The organism is uncultured Subdoligranulum sp., assembly GCF_963931595.1.
GTDB lineage: Bacteria > Bacillota > Clostridia > Oscillospirales > Ruminococcaceae > Gemmiger.
Map to the genome: position 1 here is coordinate 1064692 of NZ_OZ007030.1, position 16403 is coordinate 1081094.

General features: G+C 56.5%; 15 protein-coding genes. All 15 read left to right on the top strand.

Annotated features, from left to right (window positions below; all coding sequences use genetic code 11):
- The first annotated feature begins 32 nt into the window (after positions 1–32).
- Positions 33–965 (top strand): UDP-N-acetylmuramate dehydrogenase, encoded by a 933-nt coding sequence (gene murB, locus ABGT73_RS04960; RefSeq protein WP_346668708.1) that lies wholly within the window; start codon positions 33–35, stop codon positions 963–965.
- Between the two features lie 13 nt (positions 966–978).
- Positions 979–1842, top strand: coding sequence for an RNase adapter RapZ (gene rapZ, locus ABGT73_RS04965; protein ID WP_346668709.1), 864 nt, complete (start codon positions 979–981; stop codon positions 1840–1842).
- 36 nt (positions 1843–1878) lie between these two features.
- Positions 1879–2814, top strand: coding sequence for a DNA-binding protein WhiA (gene whiA / locus ABGT73_RS04970; RefSeq protein ID WP_346668710.1), 936 nt, complete (start codon positions 1879–1881; stop codon positions 2812–2814).
- Entirely contained in the window at positions 2807–6346 is a 3540-nt protein-coding gene (locus tag ABGT73_RS04975) for a DNA polymerase III subunit alpha (protein WP_346668711.1), read from the top strand. Before whiA ends, ABGT73_RS04975 begins: the two co-directional genes overlap by 8 nt.
- A 126-nt stretch (positions 6347–6472) precedes the next feature.
- Positions 6473–7447 carry a 6-phosphofructokinase gene (gene pfkA, locus ABGT73_RS04980; RefSeq protein ID WP_346668712.1) on the top strand — a complete coding sequence of 325 codons (975 nt, stop codon included), beginning with the start codon at positions 6473–6475 and terminating at the stop codon, positions 7445–7447.
- Positions 7448–7685: 238 nt separating this feature from the next.
- Positions 7686–8027, top strand: coding sequence for a 50S ribosomal protein L19 (rplS, locus tag ABGT73_RS04985; RefSeq protein ID WP_007046433.1), 342 nt, complete (start codon positions 7686–7688; stop codon positions 8025–8027).
- A 77-nt stretch (positions 8028–8104) separates the two neighbouring features.
- Positions 8105–8641, top strand: coding sequence for a signal peptidase I (gene lepB, locus ABGT73_RS04990; protein WP_346668713.1), 537 nt, complete (start codon positions 8105–8107; stop codon positions 8639–8641).
- Positions 8638–9573, top strand: a complete 936-nt coding sequence (gene ylqF / locus ABGT73_RS04995) for a ribosome biogenesis GTPase YlqF (RefSeq protein ID WP_346668714.1) — start codon at positions 8638–8640, stop codon at positions 9571–9573. Before lepB ends, ylqF begins: the two co-directional genes overlap by 4 nt.
- Entirely contained in the window at positions 9539–10186 is a 648-nt protein-coding gene (gene rnhB, locus ABGT73_RS05000; protein ID WP_346668715.1) for a ribonuclease HII, read from the top strand. Before ylqF ends, rnhB begins: the two co-directional genes overlap by 35 nt.
- The gene (locus ABGT73_RS05005) at positions 10176–10529 is read left to right on the top strand and encodes a YraN family protein (protein WP_346668716.1); all 354 of its coding nucleotides are present in this window, start codon (positions 10176–10178) and stop codon (positions 10527–10529) included. Before rnhB ends, ABGT73_RS05005 begins: the two co-directional genes overlap by 11 nt.
- Before the next feature lie 23 nt (positions 10530–10552).
- Positions 10553–12001, top strand: coding sequence for a threonine synthase (gene thrC, locus ABGT73_RS05010; RefSeq protein WP_346668717.1), 1449 nt, complete (start codon positions 10553–10555; stop codon positions 11999–12001).
- Between the two features lie 39 nt (positions 12002–12040).
- Complete coding sequence (locus ABGT73_RS05015; RefSeq protein ID WP_346668718.1) at positions 12041–12733, top strand: metallophosphoesterase; 693 nt, start codon at positions 12041–12043, stop codon at positions 12731–12733.
- Between the two features lie 172 nt (positions 12734–12905).
- A complete protein-coding gene (gene tig, locus ABGT73_RS05020) occupies positions 12906–14288 on the top strand; it encodes a trigger factor (RefSeq protein ID WP_346668719.1) in 1383 nt (460 codons plus the stop codon).
- A 118-nt stretch (positions 14289–14406) separates the two neighbouring features.
- Positions 14407–14997, top strand: coding sequence for an ATP-dependent Clp endopeptidase proteolytic subunit ClpP (gene clpP, locus ABGT73_RS05025; RefSeq protein ID WP_346668720.1), 591 nt, complete (start codon positions 14407–14409; stop codon positions 14995–14997).
- A gap of 14 nt (positions 14998–15011) precedes the next feature.
- On the top strand, positions 15012–16367 hold the full coding sequence (gene clpX, locus ABGT73_RS05030; protein ID WP_346668721.1) for an ATP-dependent Clp protease ATP-binding subunit ClpX: 1356 nt from the start codon (positions 15012–15014) through the stop codon (positions 16365–16367).
- The last annotated feature ends 36 nt before the right edge of the window (positions 16368–16403 follow it).

Sequence of the window (16403 nt, forward strand, 5' to 3'; positions counted from 1 at the left end):
CTGATACATACACTATTTTGGCAGGGGGAGTCATGATGCAGGAGCAAATGCGGACGGCGCTGCGCTGTGCGCTGCAAGGGGCAAAACTCCCTTTTACAGAGCAGGAACCCTTGCGTGAGCATACCACCTTCCGGATCGGCGGGCCTGCGGCATTCTGGTGTACTCCGCAAAATACGGAGCAGTTGCAGGATACCCTGGCATTATGCAGAAAAAACAAGGTGCGTGTCTACCTGTTGGGCAATGGTTCCAATACGCTTTTTGCCGACGAAGGCTTTGACGGTGCAGTGGTGGAACTGCGCGGGCTGTCGCCGGAAGTGACCGGGACGCCGGAAAAAGAAGATACCGTGCTGTTGACGGCCGGTGCAGGCATGACGCTGGGGCGGCTCTGCGCCGAGGCACAGCAGCGCGGCCTGGCCGGATTGGAATTCGCCTGCGGTATTCCGGGCACTGTCGGCGGGGCTGTTTACATGAATGCGGGGGCTTACGGCGGCGAGCTGAAAGATGTGGTGGAAGAGGTTACCTTCCTGGATGAAACAACGACTTTGCGTACGCTGCCATCCGATAAACTGCAGATGGGGTATCGCACCAGCATTTTTGAAAAGAACCCCTCCTGGTGCATCCTTTCAGCCACTGTCCGGCTGCACCGGGGAGATGGCGCTGCCATCCTTGCCCGGATGCAGGATTATCTGGAACGCCGCAAGGCAAAGCAACCGCTGGAATGGCCCAGCGCGGGCAGTGCTTTCAAACGGCCGGAAGGGGCCTTTGCAGGACGGTTGATCGAAGAGTGCGGGCTGCGGGGATTTACCGTGGGCGGGGCACAGATCAGCGAAAAACACTGCGGCTTTGTCATCAACAAGGGCGGTGCAACCTGCGCGGATGTTGTGGCTTTGACCGAGGAGGTCCGCCGGATCGTTTTGGAAAAAACCGGGTTTGTGTTGGAACGTGAAATCCGAGTGGTAAAATAAGGGAGAGTAAACGATGAATTTCCTGATCGTTACAGGCCTTTCCGGCGCGGGCAAATCCATGGCGGTCAATGCGCTGGAGGACATCGGCTTCTTTTGCATTGACAACATTCCCGTTGCACTGCTGCCCCGTATTGTGGATTTTGCCCTGCAGGGCGAAAACCAGCTCAGCCGTGTGGCGGTCGTCATGGACGTGCGCGGTGTGCGCAACAGTGACCAGCTGGAACAGGCGCTGGCGGATCTGGACGCAAAGAAGATCGAGTACGAGATTCTCTTCCTGGATGCCAATTCTCAGACCATTCAGCGCCGGTACAAAGAAACACGGCGGCAGCATCCCATTTCGGTCACGGATCATGTCTCGATCGAGGAAGCCATCGAGCGGGAACGCAGACTCTTGCAGCCTCTGCGCAATCGCGCCAAGTATGTGATCGATACCTCGCTCTTGAGCGCGGCACAGAATAAGGAACGGGTCTGCAGTCTTTTCCTGGACAAGGGAAAATGTCCCATGGCGCTGACGGTGGTGTCCTTTGGATTCAAGTACGGGCTGCCGCAGGAAGCGGATCTTGTGCTGGATGTGCGCTGCCTTCCCAACCCGTTCTATGTGCCGGAGCTGAAAAATCTGACCGGCCTGGACCAGGCGGTGGTCGATTACGTCATGGCGGCGCCGGAATCACAGGAACTGCTGCGCCGTTATGAGAGCATGCTGGAATATGCCCTGCCGCTCTATGTGAAAGAGGGCAAAAGCCAGCTGATGATTGCCGTTGGCTGTACCGGCGGCAAACATCGTTCCATTACATTTGCGCGGAAAATCGGCGAGTTCTGCGAAAAACTGGGGTACGAACCCAGTGTGCAGCACCGAGATGCCAAGCGCACGCTGTGAAGGGTGCGGAGATTGCCCCGGGGAGGAAACATCTTTTTGAGCTTTTCACAAGAAGTAAAGAACGAGATTCTGCGCCACAGGATCTCCAAATCATGCTGCAATATGGCCGCCGCCTATGCGGTGGCCTGTTTTGGTAAATATTTTGATGACCGCGGTGTTGTGCTGCAGACGGAAAATGAGGGCGTGGCGCAGTTTGCCCAGAAGGTCTATCGCCGTTGCGGGATTCAAGGAAATATTCTGCGCAAGGAACGCCCTACCGGGGCCGTTTTTGAGTTCAGCATAAAGGAGCCGGATGAGATTGCCAGGATGCTGGAACTGTTCTGCCATACCGGCAAAGAACCCACTTTGCGCATCCGTCCGGAAAATTTCAAATGTCAGAAATGCATGCAGACCTTCATAGCCACGGCATTTCTGTGCTGCGGTACGATGACCGACCCTGAAAAAAGCTATAATCTGGAATTCCTGTCCACCCGGCATTATCTTTCCCAGCAGCTGGAAGCCATGCTGGCGGAACATGATTTCCATCCTCACCGTGCACTGCGCAAGGGCGCCAATACTGTCTATGTAAAAGCGGCCGACCATATCGAGGATCTTCTGACTTTTATGGGGGCCGGCGGCGCAGCCATGCGCATTATGGATCAGCGCCTGTATAACGAAATGCGCAACAAGACCAACCGTCTCTCTAACTGCGAAACGGCCAATATGGGCAAGAGCGTCCAGGCGGCGGTGCAGGTACAGCTGGCCATCGAACGTCTGCAGGAAGCAGGGGCACTGGCCACACTGCCGGAAGCCCTGCGCCAGACGGCCAAGCTGAGGATGCAGTACCCGGATCTGCCGCTGGCAAAACTGGCCCTGAAACTGGATCCGCCGGTGAGCAAGGCGGGCCTTTCCCACCGTTTGAAGCGCATCCAGGAAGCCGCCCGGCGTCTTGAGGAATCTTCGTCACCAGAAAAGGAATCCGACCATGTCTGAAACCACTCCGAGACAATTTACCCATCTCCATGTTCACACGGAGTTCAGTCTGCTGGACGGTGCCTGCCGCATCGACCGCATGTTTGACCATCTGAAAGCGATGGGGCAGACCGCCTGTGCCATCACGGACCACGGCGTCATGTATGGGTGCGTGGCCTTTTTTGACGCTGCGAAGGCAGCCGGGATCAAGCCCATCATCGGGTGTGAAGTCTATGTGGCAACCCGCACCCGCTTTGACAAGGTGAACCGCATCGACGGAAACAGCCATCTGATTCTGTTGTGCAAAAATGAGACCGGCTACAAAAACCTGATCAAGATGGTTTCGGCCGGATTTCTGGAAGGGTTCTACTCCAAGCCCCGTATCGATAAGGATTTGCTGGAACAGCATCACGAGGGGCTGATCTGCCTTTCGGCCTGCCTGGCGGGGGAAGTACCCAAGGCGATTCTGGCCGGTGACTATGAGCGAGCCAAGAATACGGCGCTATACTACCGGGATCTTTTTGGCGAGGGCAACTATTATATTGAATTGCAGGACCATGGGCTGGAGGAAGATCGGGTTGTGTTGCCGCAGCTGATACGCCTGGCGCGAGAGACCGGGATCCCCATGGTGGCCACCAACGACGCTCACTATATCACCAAGGAAGATTCCAAGATGCAGAGTATTCTGCTCTGCATCCAGACGGGAAAGACCATCGCTGACGCGGATCGGATGGAGTTTCAGACCGACGAGTTTTACCTGAAAAGTGCCGATGAGATGTATGATCTGTTCTCGATGGTGCCCGAAGCCTGCGAGAACACCAACAAAATTGCAGAGCAGTGCAATTTTGAATTTACCTTCGGCGAGACGAAGCTCCCTTACTTCCACGCACCGGATGGCATGGAAAACCAGGCGTATTTTGAAAAGCTGTGCTGGGAAGGACTGGAACGCCGTTATCCCGGCAAGGTGACGGATGCCCTGCGGGAACGTCTGAGCTATGAAATCAACGTCGTCAAAAAAATGGGGTATACCAACTACTACCTCATCGTCTACGATTTCATCAACTATGCCAAGAGCAGAGACATTCCGGTGGGGCCCGGTCGTGGTTCCGGTGCCGGCAGCCTGGCGGCCTACTGTGTGGGCATTACAGACATTGACCCCATTCGGTACAGCCTGATTTTTGAACGGTTCCTGAACCCGGAACGTGTGTCGATGCCGGATTTTGACGTGGATTTCTGCTATGAACGCCGCCAGGAAGTCATCGATTACGTCAACGAAAAATATGGCCGCGACCATGTGGCACAGATTGTGACCTTCGGTACGATGGCGGCCCGGGCGGCTGTGCGCGATGTCGGGCGTGTGATGGGCATGGCCTACCAGGATGTGGATAAAGTGGCCAAACTCATCCCGATGGAACTGAAAATGACCCTTCAGAAAGCGCTGGAAGTCAGCCCCGACCTGAAAACCATGTATGAGGCGGACCCGCAGGTCCACGAACTGATCGACACCTCCCTGAAGGTGGAGGGCATGCCGCGGCATGCCTCCACCCATGCGGCCGGCGTTGTCATTACGCGGGAGCCGGCTACGGAGTACGTTCCGCTATCCACCAATGACGGCCTGCCCGTCACGCAGTTCAACATGGTGGAGATCGAGCGCCTCGGCCTGCTGAAGATGGACTTCCTGGGGCTGCGTACGCTGACGGTCATCCACGACACCGAAACGGCCGTACGGCGCAAGGTACCGGACTTCCGCATGGCCAACATCAGCTATGATGACCCGGAAACCTATGCCATGCTGGCAAAAGGGGAGACCGAGGGCATCTTCCAGCTGGAATCCACGGGCATGACGCAGGTGCTCGTCAGCATGCGTCCCCGGAATCTTGAAGACATCATCGCCCTGATCTCGCTGTATCGCCCGGGTCCCATGGATTCCATTCCCACCTATCTGCGCAACCGGCGGGAACCCGGCAAAATCAGTTATAAGACGCCGCAGCTGGCCCATATCCTGGATGTTACCAACGGGTGCATCGTCTACCAGGAACAGGTCATGCAGATCTTCCGGGAACTGGCGGGATTCAGCTTCGGGCAGGCCGATAATATCCGCCGGGCAATGAGCAAAAAGAAACATAAGGTCATGGAGGCGGAGCGGGAACACTTCGTCCACGGCTGCACGGAACCGGGCAAGGAATGCGCCGGCTGTGTCAAGAATGGCATTCCCGAGGATGTTGCCAACGAGATCTATGATGAAATGATCAGCTTCGCATCCTATGCCTTCAACAAATCCCATGCGGCCTGCTATGCCTATGTGGCTTTCCAGACGGCCTATCTGAAATGTCACTATCCCCATGAATTTATGGCGGCACTGCTCACCAGCGTTCTGGACAATACTTCCAAGGTGATTGAGTACACAACGGAATGCCAGCGGCTGGGCATCAAGGTGCTCCAGCCGGACATCAATGTGTCGCGGGGCGGCTTCACGGCAGACGGTGACTGTATCCGTTTTGGCCTGAATGCGGTCAAAAGCGTGGGGCGCAATCTGATCGAAGCCGTTGTCAAGGAACGGCAGGAACGCCCGTACCGAGGGCTGTATGATTTCTGCCGCCGGATGTACGGTAACGAACTGAACCGGCGCGCCCTGGAAAATCTGATCAAGTGCGGTGCTTTTGATACACTGGAACCTTCCCGGCGTGCCATGCTGGAGTGTGTGGAAGGCATTCTCAAGAGTGTGGAAACCGACATGCGCCAGAACCTGGAAGGGCAGATGGACCTTTTCGGTATGATGAACGGGGAGAGCCAGGAGCCGGCCATCAACGACTACAAGGTCCCACCCATGCAGGAATATCCCACCAGCGATCTGCTCAAAATGGAAAAAGAAGTCTCGGGACTGTATCTTTCCGGCCATCCGCTGGACGCCTACCGGGAGCAGATTGCCAAAATTTCCACCTGTACCATCGCACAGCTGCAGGGGGACGATGCCAAACAGTTTGACAACCAGAACGTGACGATCCTGTGTACCGTCGTAAAGAACAAAGTGATGACTACCAAGTCCAACACACTGATGGCCTTTACGACCATCGAAGATCTCACCGGGACGATGGAACTTCTAGTATTTCCCCGCGTTCTGGCGGAATGCAGGGCGGCACTGCAGGAAAATGCCGTTGTGGTGGCGTACGGGCGAGTCTCCGTGAAAGAAGAGGAGGCGGCCCGCCTGATCGTGGAGGGCGTACAGCCCATCGAAACCTACGACCCCAACAAGAGTTTTGGCCGCAACCGGGTGGATCGCGTCCAGAAGGAGACGCGGGGCGAAGGCGTTGCGGGGTATTTCCTGACGGTGCCGGCCCGGGACTGCGCCGAAATGCACAGGGTAGAGAATCTTCTTTGCAACATCTTTGACGGTGGGACGGTGAAGGTGTACTTCCTTTTTGCCGATACCGGCAAAAAGGCGTGGGCGCGACACATGGCAGTGAAGGATGATCCGCTTCTGAGGGCTGAACTGGTTCGGATTCTGGGACCGGAGCATGTAAAAGTGCAGGGAATGGATCAGCATGCAAAATAAATCCATGCGTTTTGCGCGAAACGTCCATAATCGAAGCGCAAGAGTTGTGGTATAATGAAAAGGATCCGAGATTGTTAAAAAATTATTGTAAGTAACGCTACGTTCCCAAACAGGAGGAGCTGCTTTATGGCTAAGGAAATCAAAACAATCGGTGTTCTGACCAGCGGCGGTGATGCGCCCGGCATGAATGCTGCTGTTCGCGCGATCGTTCGTGCGGGTATTAGCAAGGGATACCGTATGATGGGTATTCAGCGCGGTTACAATGGCCTGATTAATGGCGAATGCTACGAGATGAATGTCCGCAGCGTATCCGAGATCATTCACCGTGGCGGCACGATTTTGTATACGGCGCGCTGCCTGGAGTTCAAGACCAAAGAGGGACAGGCCAAAGGTCTGGCCCGCTGCAAGGAACTGGGCATTGATGCACTGGTCGTCATTGGCGGTGACGGTTCTTTCATGGGCGCCCGTGCGCTGGCCAACCAGGGCATTCCCTGCATCGGTCTGCCCGGCACCATCGACAACGATATTGCCTGCAGCGAATATACCATCGGCTACGACACGGCAATGAACACCGCTGTGGAAGCCATTGATAAACTGCGGGATACCACCCAGAGCCATGACCGCTGCAGCGTCGTGGAGGTCATGGGCCATCATGCCGGTTATATTGCCCTGAATGTGGGCATTGCCACCGGTGCGCTGGCGGTTCTGCTGCCGGAGATTCCCTACGACTTTGAGCGTGACATCCTGCAGCGCATGCGTCAGACGCAGGTCACCGGCAAGAAGCATTTCATCATCATTGTTTCTGAAGGCGTTGTCGGCGCCCAGGATCTGGCCAACCAGATCCAGGCTGCCACCGGTGTAGACTCCCGTGCGACCGTTCTGGGCCACATCCAGCGCGGCGGTTCTCCGACGGTCCGTGACCGTGTGAATGCCTCTCTGATGGGATATCATGCCGTTGATCTGCTGGACAAGGGCATTTACAACCGTGTTGTGGCCGTGTCCGGCGGCAAGATCGTGGACTACGATGTCAACGTGGCGCTCTCGATGCACAAGACCATCGACCGCGAGATGATTGATATCGCCAATGCGATCTCCATCTGATCTCACCAGCTGATACAGGGCCGCGCGCCGTTGGGCGCCGGCCTTTTTTGTCGCGGCAAGGTCAGGATTTTTATGAAATTTTTCTGGAAAATGTCTTGCCAAACATCGGGATGGATGGTATAATACTAAAGCGTTAGTGCTGCCGGGCCACCGGCAGGATAATGACACATCATTATACAGGCGGTCCTCTGCCGAAGATTCGGGAATGAACGTCGATACAAAATGGAGGATTCATAACATGGACGCAATCAAGCATTTTACCGAGGGTATGATCAAAGAGAACAAGCCCCAGTTTGAAGTCGGCGATACTGTCCGCGTCTCCGTCCGTATCAAGGAAGGCGACAAGGAGCGTATCCAGGCTTTTGAGGGCACCGTCATCGCCAAGAAGCATGGCGGCATCGCGGAGACCTTCACCGTTCGCCGCACCTCTTATGGTGTCGGTGTGGAGCGTGTGTTCCCCGTCAACAGCCCGTTCGTCGAGAAGGTCGAGGTCGTTCGCCGCGGCAAGGTCCGTCGTGCGAAGCTCTTCTACCTGCGTGAGCGTACCGGCAAGGCGGCCAAGGTTAAGGCGCGTATCTGAGCATACTGAGAAAAGGGGAGGACGGTTGGCGTTCTCCCTTTTTTCGTATGGTTTTACGAAAGGGGGGACGGGAATGTATGCTGAAAGATCGGTTTCGCCGCAACAAGGGGATACTGGAGTGGTATGATGCGCTGGCGGTTGCTGTGGCAGTGATTGCGCTGGTGTTTACCTTTGCGGTGCGGATTGTCCAGGTGGACGGCAGCTCCATGAACCCCAGTCTCTACAGCGGAGAACGCCTGCTGATTGCAACTTTTCTGCAGCCCGATTACGGAGATGTGGTCGTGACTGACAGCTACATCCCCTACGGCAAGCCGCTGGTAAAGCGGGTGATCGGGAAAGCGGGGGATACCATCGATATCGACTTCCAGACAGGCGTTGTGTATCGGAACGGGCAGGCTCTCTCGGAACCGTATACGGCGGAACCCACCTGGACCTATGAAGGGGTGGACTTCCCCCTGACGGTGCCGGACGGTTGCCTGTTCATCATGGGCGACAACCGCAACAATTCCAAAGACAGCCGTGACGCAGAGATCGGTTGCGTGGATATCCGGGATGTCCTGGGCGTCGCTGTATGGAGACTTATGCCGTTTGGCGGAATGGGGGCATCAGAATGAGCCAGAGTGATATCATCAACAGCCGCCAGATTCAATGGTTCCCCGGTCATATGACCAAGACCCTGCGGATGATGGAAAAGGAAATCCGCAACGTGGACTGCGTGCTGCAGATTCTTGATGCACGGATTCCTCTTTCCAGCCTGAACCCGGAGATCGAGCGCATCACGGCGGGAAAACCGCACCTGTACGTTTTGAACAAAGCCGACCTGGCAGATCCCGAGATCACCCGCCAGTGGTTGGCCTATTTCAAGAACGCAGGAGCAGGTTGCCTGGCCATGGACTCCAAACAGCGGGGCCGTGCTGCGGCCACCAAGGCTCCCATCGAGCACGAACTGTCGGCGCTGATGCAGCGGCGCCGTAACCGCGGTATGGTGGGTGCGGCTATCCGCGTAATGGTGGTAGGCATTCCCAATGTGGGCAAATCTACCTTTATCAATTCCTTCGCGGGGACCACGCGGGCCAAAGCGGCCAACAAGCCGGGCGTTACCCGGGGAAAGCAATGGATCTCGGTGGATAATTTTGATCTGATGGACATGCCCGGCGTTTTGTGGAAAAAGTTCGATTCGCTGGAAACCGCCTCCAATCTGGCCTTCATCGGTTCCATCCGGGATGACATTCTGGATATCGAAGAACTGGCGTGCGGGCTGCTTTCCAGTGTACGGCAGATCTACCCGCAGCAGTTGCTGACCCGGTATAAGCTGGATGAGTCGGCTCTGGACCTGGAACCCTACGCGTTGCTGCAAGCTATTGGTGCCAAGCGCGGTATGCTGATTTCCGGCGGCGAAGTGGATACCGAGCGCGCCGCCAAGATGCTGGTGGGAGAATTCCGTGCCAGCAAATGGGGCAGACTTTCGCTGGAACGGCCGCCCCGGCGCGAGGCGGCGGAAGAGGAGGCTGATGATGCCGAGGACATCGAAATCGATGAGCAGTAATCCGGCCCTGTATGCCTTTGATGCCGAACAGCGTGCCCGGTTTGGTACGATCTGCGGGGTGGATGAGGCCGGCAGAGGGCCGCTGTGCGGACCGGTCTGCTGTGCTGCGGTGATCCTTGATCCGGACGATCCCATCGAGGGGGTCAACGACTCCAAAAAATTGAGTGAAAAGCGCCGGGAAGCACTCTATGAGGAAATCATACAGCGTGCGGTGGCGTATCAGGTGGTCTTTATTTCCCCTCAGGAGATCGACGAGAAGAACATTCTGTGGGCGACTATGGATGGTATGGCCCAGGCGGTGGCGGGATTGGATACCCAGCCGGATTACGCCCTGATTGACGGAAACCGCTGTCCGCCGGACCTTGTGTGTCCGTCGCAGTCGGTTGTCAAGGGCGATGCCACCAGTGCCAGTATTGCGGCGGCTTCCATTCTGGCAAAGGTCAGCCGGGACCGTTACATGAAAGAGCTGGACAAGCAGTACCCGCAATACCAGCTGGCGAAACACAAAGGGTACCCCACCAAGCTGCACTATGAACTCATTGCGCAGTACGGGATTCAGCCCTTCTATCGCCGCAGTTTTTTGAAAAAGCAGGGATACTGGCATGAACCATGAGGTGGGCCAGAAGGGGGAAGCCATCGCAGCCAGGTACTACCGCCAGCGGGGCTATCTTCTGTTGGGCCATAATTACCGCACCCGGATGGGAGAGCTGGATCTGATCCTGTACAAGGAGGATCTGATCGTGTTTGCCGAGGTGAAAACCCGGACAGGCCGTATGCTGGCTGCGCCTGCGGAGGCGGTGGATCTGTACAAGCAAAGACGTCTGCGTCGGGCGGCGGAACTGTATCTGCAGAACAGTCCTTTTGCAGAAGCAAGGGTGCGGTTTGACGTGGTGGAAGTGGCACCTGCCGAAAAAGGCTGGCAGGTACATTGTATTATGGATGCGTTCCAAGTGTAAACAAAGCAGAAAGGGTGTATGATATGCAGTACCAGAGTACCAGAGATTCCCAGCTTCGTGTCTCCGCTTCGGAAGCGATTGTCCGTGGCCTTGCGCCGCAGAGCGGTCTTTTTGTGCCGGAAACCTTCCCGCAGGCGAATCTGAACGCGTGGCGGAATCTCTCCTATCCGGAACTGGCACAGAAGGTGCTGGAAGGGTACCTGACCGATTACCGCACAGAGTTTTTGCAGCAGGCGACGGAAAACACCTATGGCGATGCGTTTGGCGGCCAGGCAGGGCGGACGGTCAAGGTCCGTGACGGGCTGTACGCGCTGGAACTCTGGCACGGTCCCACCTGTGCTTTCAAGGATTACGCCCTGCAGCTGATGCCGAAGCTGCTGGTGGAGGCGAAGCGCAACCTGGGACGCAAGGAGACGACGCGGATTCTGGTGGCTACCTCCGGTGATACCGGCAAGGCAGCGCTGGCCGGATATGCGGGGCTGGATGGCATCGAAATTTCGGTCTTCTATCCCAACGCCGGCACCAGCGAGATCCAGCGCCTGCAGATGGTGACGCAGACTGGGGATAATGTGCAGGTTTATGCGGTGGAGGGCAATTTCGATGATGCTCAGACCGGCGTCAAGCGGGTGTTTGCCGATGCTTCGGTGGCGGAAGAACTGGAAAAACGGGGGATCCGTCTTTCCAGTGCAAACTCCATCAACTGGGGACGCCTGGTACCGCAGATCGTCTACTATTTCTATGCTTATTTCCGTCTGGTGGAACAGGGCGCTGTCGCCTGGGGGGCACCGGTGGATTTCTGCGTGCCGACCGGAAACTTCGGTGACATTCTGGCAGGATATTATGCCAAACGGATGGGGCTGCCGGTGGGCAAACTGGTCTGCGCTTCCAACCGGAACAATGTGCTGACGGACTTCATCCGCACCGGCACCTACGATGCCCGTCGCACCTTCTATAAAACGACCTCCCCGTCCATGGATATCCTGATTTCTTCCAACCTGGAGCGGCTGCTGTATCATGTGAGCGGCAGCAGCGAAAAAGTGGCAGGCTGGATGCAGGATCTTGCCCGGACCGGACGGTATACGGTGGACCCGGATACGCTGGCCAAAATTCAGGAAACCTTCTCCGCCGGATATGCCGGGGATGAGGAGGGGGCGGAGGAAATCCGTGCCCGGTTTGAACAGGACCACTACCTCTGCGATACGCATACGGCGGTGGCCTTCCGCGTGGCGGAAACCTGCCGCAGCGAGGCGCCCATGGTAGTACTCTCCACGGCCAGTCCCTTCAAATTCCCGCGGGCGGTTCTGGAGGCACTGGGCGCGGCGGTGCCAGAGAGCGATTTTGACGCCATGGCAGCGTTGACTGCAAATACCGGGGAACCGGCGCCCGAAAGTCTGCAGGAACTGAACCGGCTGCCGGTGCGTTTTACCGAGATCATTGCGCCGGCGGATATCCGTGCCGCGGCGCTGCACTGAGGCGGTCCGCCGGCAAGGAAGAGAAACAAAAGGAGCTGTATGGCGGTATTTGTAATAGGGGATCTGCACCTGTCTCTGGGGACCAATAAGCCGATGGATGTTTTCCCGGGATGGGATGGGTATCTGCCCAAACTGGAAGCCAACTGGCGCACGCTGATCCGCCCGGAAGATACCGTGGTACTGGCAGGGGATACCAGCTGGGCCATGAATTTGCAGGATACACGTGCAGACTTTGCGTTTCTGCAGAGCCTGCCCGGGCAGAAGTGGCTGTTGAAGGGAAACCATGACTACTGGTGGACGACCACCCGGAAGATGGAAAAATTTCTTCAGGAAAATGGTTTTGACTCCCTGCACATCCTGCATAACAATGCCTGCATCGTCGGACAGACCGCTCTCTGCGGAACGCGGGGATGGCCCTTTGACGACGCGGCGGCACAGGGGGAAAAGCTGATGGCCCGGGAAGCCGGGCGCCTGCGGATGTCCCTGCAGGCGGCGGGGGAGGCACCCCGCAAAATTGCCTTCCTGCATTATCCGCCGGTGTATCCGGGGGCTTCGGCCGAGGAATTGGTGGCGGTTTTGCAGGAGTTCGGCGTGACCGAATGCTACTATGGCCATCTGCACGGCAAATCCATTCGCTTTGCGGTGCAGGGCGATGTGGAAGGAATCCGGTATCGCCTGATTTCGGCGGACGGCTTGCAGTTCTGCCCCTACAAACTGGATGGGATCGGCTGAAAAAGGCCCAAAAGAAAAACAGCAGGCAGGTTTTCGGCGCGCATCAGCCTGAAAATGGCCAGAAAAGTAAGATGAATTGTGACTTTTTTGCAAATAGGGCTGGTATTCTGCGCGGGAACATGCTATAATTACTTGTATTTTTATGTACATCTATTTTTGGAGGAATTTATAAATGAAGTTGATTTCCTGTGAAAAGCTCGAAAAGAGCATGGTCGAACTGCAGTTCTCCATCGACGCGGAGACCTTCAAATCCGCTGTCGCTGCCGCTTTCAAGCGTGAGGGCAAGAAGTACACCGTTCCCGGTTTCCGCAAGGGCCATGCTCCCCGTGCGATGATCGAAAAGATGTACGGCAAGGACCTGTTCCAGTACGACGCCATCAACGATCTGTTCCCGGAGAACTATGAGGCCGCTGTCAAAGAGGCCGGCATCGATGTCGTGGGCGGTCCCGCTCCCGAGGTTGTCTCCATGTCCGAGGAGGAGGGCGCCGTCCTGAAGGTCAAGGTCGCCGTCAAGCCGGAAGTGGAACTGGGCGAGTATGTCGGTTTAACCGTGACCAAGGATGTCAAGACTGTGGATGAGGCGGAAGTTGACGCTGAGATCAAGCGCATGCAGGAACGCAACGGCCGTTTGCTGACCCGTGACGGTGAGGCCCAGAACGGCGACACCGCGACCATCGACTTCGAGGGCTTTGTGGATGGCAAGGCTTTTGAGGGCGGCAAGGCCGAGCATTACGCCCTGGTGCTGGGCAGCGGCTCCTTCATCCCCGGCTTCGAGGAGCAGGTTGTGGGCCACAAGGCTGGCGACGAGTTCGACGTGAACGTCAAGTTCCCCGAGCAGTACCAGGCGGAAGAGCTGGCCGGCAAGGACGCCACCTTCAAGATCAAGCTGCATGAGGTCCAGTACAAGGAGCTGCCGGAGCTGGATGACGATTTCGCCAAGGATGTCAGCGAGTATGACACGCTGGACGAACTGAAGGATTCCATCCGCAAGGGCATTGCTGCCAACTACGAGAAGCAGGCCGAGCAGAAGGTGGAAAACGATCTGATCGATCAGGTCGTCAACGGCATGAAGGCTGACATTCCCGATGCCATGATCGAGGGCCGCATGGAGGAGCTGGTGCAGGACTTCCAGTACCGCATTTCTCAGCAGGGCCTGAAGCTGGAGCAGTATCTGCAGTATATGGGCATGAACAAGGACCAGTTCAAGGAGCAGTTCCGTGAGCAGGCCGAAAAGCAGGTCAAGATGCGTCTGGCCATGGAAGCCATCGTTGCCAAGGAGAACATCGAGACCACCGACGAGGAGTTTGAGGAAGAAGTCAAGCGCATCGCCGATGCCTACAAGATGGAAGCCGACAAGGTCAAGAGCCTGGTGGACGTTGCCGCTGTCAAGAAGGATCTTGCTGTCAACAAGGCCATCGACTTCGTGAAGGAGAAGGCCAATGTGGTGGCCGGCGAAGAAGAGAAGAAGCCTGCCAAGAAGACCACCCGCAAGACCACCAAGAAGGCGGAAAAGAAAGAGGAAGAAACCCAGAATGAGGAAGCCAAGGGCGAGTAATTCCGCCATTGTGATCTTCCGGGAAGTATGATAAACAGGGCCGATACGGTGTGCATCTGCTGCCGTATCGGTTCGTTTATCCGCTTCAAACGATTTTTTCAATAAGGAGGGAACCCCTATGAGCCTTGTACCCTATGTAATCGAACAGACTGCGCGCGGTGAGCGCAGCTACGATATTTTTTCCCGCTTGCTCAATGACCGCATTATTGTGCTGAGCGAAGATGTGAATTCCACTTCGGCCAGCCTTGTGGTGGCGCAGCTGCTCTATCTGGAAGGGCAGGACCCGGAGAAGGATATTTACTTCTATATCAACAGCCCGGGTGGCTCCATTTCGGACGGCATGGCCATTCACGATACGATGAATTACATCAAATGTGATGTTTCCACCATCTGCATCGGCATGGCGGCCTCTATGGGCTCTTTCCTGCTGGCCAGCGGCACCAAGGGCAAACGCTTTGCGCTGCCCAACTCGGAAATTCTGATCCATCAGCCGCTGATCAGCGGTGGCGGAATTTCCGGTCAGGCGACGGATATCCAGATTCATGCCAATCATATCATCCATATCCGCGAGCGTATGAACCAGCTGTACAGCCAGTATACCGGCCAGTCGCTGGAGACCATTCAGCGGGATACCGAGCGCGACAATTATATGACGGCGCAGCAGGCCAAAGAATACGGTCTGATCGATGATATCCTCTACAAACACTGATTCGGGGGAACAACATGGCAAACACAACGTCCGGGAAGGACGGAAAAGGACGTGAGCTGATCTGCAGTTTCTGCGGTCGCTCTCAAAATGAAGTGGAGCAGCTCCTGATTGGCCCTGGAGTCAACATCTGCAAAGACTGCATCGATATGTGCTATCGCGCGCTGTACAAGGACGATGACCACCCGATGCCGCCGCGCGCCGGTGCCGGCCGGCGTCCCGGCGCGCAGCGCAACCCGGGGCAGGCCCGGTACGATGCCAACCCGCTGGAGAGTGTCAACATCCTGACGCCCGCCGAGATCAAGGCAGGGCTTGACCAGTATGTGATCGGGCAGGATGAAGCAAAAAAAGTGCTGGCTGTTTCGGTCTACAATCACTACAAGCGTATCCTTTCCGGCAAGGAAAGCGACGTGGAGCTGCAGAAGTCCAACGTGCTGATGCTGGGACCTTCCGGCACCGGCAAGACGCTGCTGGCCCAGACGCTGGCGAAAATGCTGAATGTGCCTTTCGCCATTGCAGATGCGACTACGCTGACCGAGGCGGGCTACGTGGGCGAAGATGTGGAAAACATCTTGCTGAAGCTGATCCAGGCGGCGGACTTTGATATTCCCAAGGCGGAGATCGGCATTATCTACATCGACGAGATCGATAAGATTACCCGCAAAAGCGAGAATCCCTCCATCACCCGCGATGTGGGCGGTGAGGGCGTGCAGCAGGCGCTGCTGAAGATCGTGGAGGGTACGGTGAGCAACGTGCCGCCCAATGGCGGCCGAAAACACCCGCAGCAGGAGTTTATCCAGATCAACACGAAGAACATCCTGTTCATCTGTGGCGGTGCCTTTGACGGCCTGGAAAAGCTCATCCAGAAGCGCACGGATAACGCTTCCATGGGCTTTGGCAGCCAGCTTCGCACAACGCTGGACAAGGATGAAACCCGCCAGAAGCTTCTCAAGAAAGTGGAGCCGGACGATCTGGTTCGGTTTGGCCTGATTCCGGAGCTCATCGGCCGGTTGCCGGTGGTCACGGTGCTGGATCCGCTGGATGAGGATGCATTGGTGCGTGTGCTTACAGAGCCCAAGAACAGCATTGTGCGGCAGTACAAAGAACTGCTGCACCTGGACAATGCGGAACTGGTCTTTACCGACGCAGCGCTCCATGCCATCGCCAAAAAGACGGTGGAACGCAAGAGCGGTGCCCGTGGTCTGCGCAGCGTGGTGGAGGATCTGCTGATCCCCATCATGTACGATATCCCGTCGGATGCATCCATCACCAAGGTGACCATCGATGCAGATACCGTGGAAGGCGGGGAACCGCATGTGGAACACGGTATGATGCGGCCGCGCTACAAGAACATTGCACTGCAGCAGCAGTAAAATATAAGAAAAGGGCAACTCCCATCAGGAGTTGCC

Excerpts from the sequence above, each read along its gene's own strand:
- murB (WP_346668708.1), top strand. The coding sequence starts at position 33 with ATGATGCAGGAGCAAATGCGGACGGCGCTGCGCTGTGCGCTGCAAGGG.
- rapZ (WP_346668709.1), top strand. The coding sequence starts at position 979 with ATGAATTTCCTGATCGTTACAGGCCTTTCCGGCGCGGGCAAATCCATG.
- ABGT73_RS04975 (WP_346668711.1), top strand. The coding sequence starts at position 2,807 with ATGTCTGAAACCACTCCGAGACAATTTACCCATCTCCATGTTCACACG.
- pfkA (WP_346668712.1), top strand. The coding sequence starts at position 6,473 with ATGGCTAAGGAAATCAAAACAATCGGTGTTCTGACCAGCGGCGGTGAT.
- rplS (WP_007046433.1), top strand. The coding sequence starts at position 7,686 with ATGGACGCAATCAAGCATTTTACCGAGGGTATGATCAAAGAGAACAAG.
- lepB (WP_346668713.1), top strand. The coding sequence starts at position 8,105 with ATGCTGAAAGATCGGTTTCGCCGCAACAAGGGGATACTGGAGTGGTAT.
- ylqF (WP_346668714.1), top strand. The coding sequence starts at position 8,638 with ATGAGCCAGAGTGATATCATCAACAGCCGCCAGATTCAATGGTTCCCC.
- rnhB (WP_346668715.1), top strand. The coding sequence starts at position 9,539 with ATGATGCCGAGGACATCGAAATCGATGAGCAGTAATCCGGCCCTGTAT.
- ABGT73_RS05005 (WP_346668716.1), top strand. The coding sequence starts at position 10,176 with ATGAACCATGAGGTGGGCCAGAAGGGGGAAGCCATCGCAGCCAGGTAC.
- thrC (WP_346668717.1), top strand. The coding sequence starts at position 10,553 with ATGCAGTACCAGAGTACCAGAGATTCCCAGCTTCGTGTCTCCGCTTCG.
- ABGT73_RS05015 (WP_346668718.1), top strand. The coding sequence starts at position 12,041 with ATGGCGGTATTTGTAATAGGGGATCTGCACCTGTCTCTGGGGACCAAT.
- tig (WP_346668719.1), top strand. The coding sequence starts at position 12,906 with ATGAAGTTGATTTCCTGTGAAAAGCTCGAAAAGAGCATGGTCGAACTG.
- clpP (WP_346668720.1), top strand. The coding sequence starts at position 14,407 with ATGAGCCTTGTACCCTATGTAATCGAACAGACTGCGCGCGGTGAGCGC.
- clpX (WP_346668721.1), top strand. The coding sequence starts at position 15,012 with ATGGCAAACACAACGTCCGGGAAGGACGGAAAAGGACGTGAGCTGATC.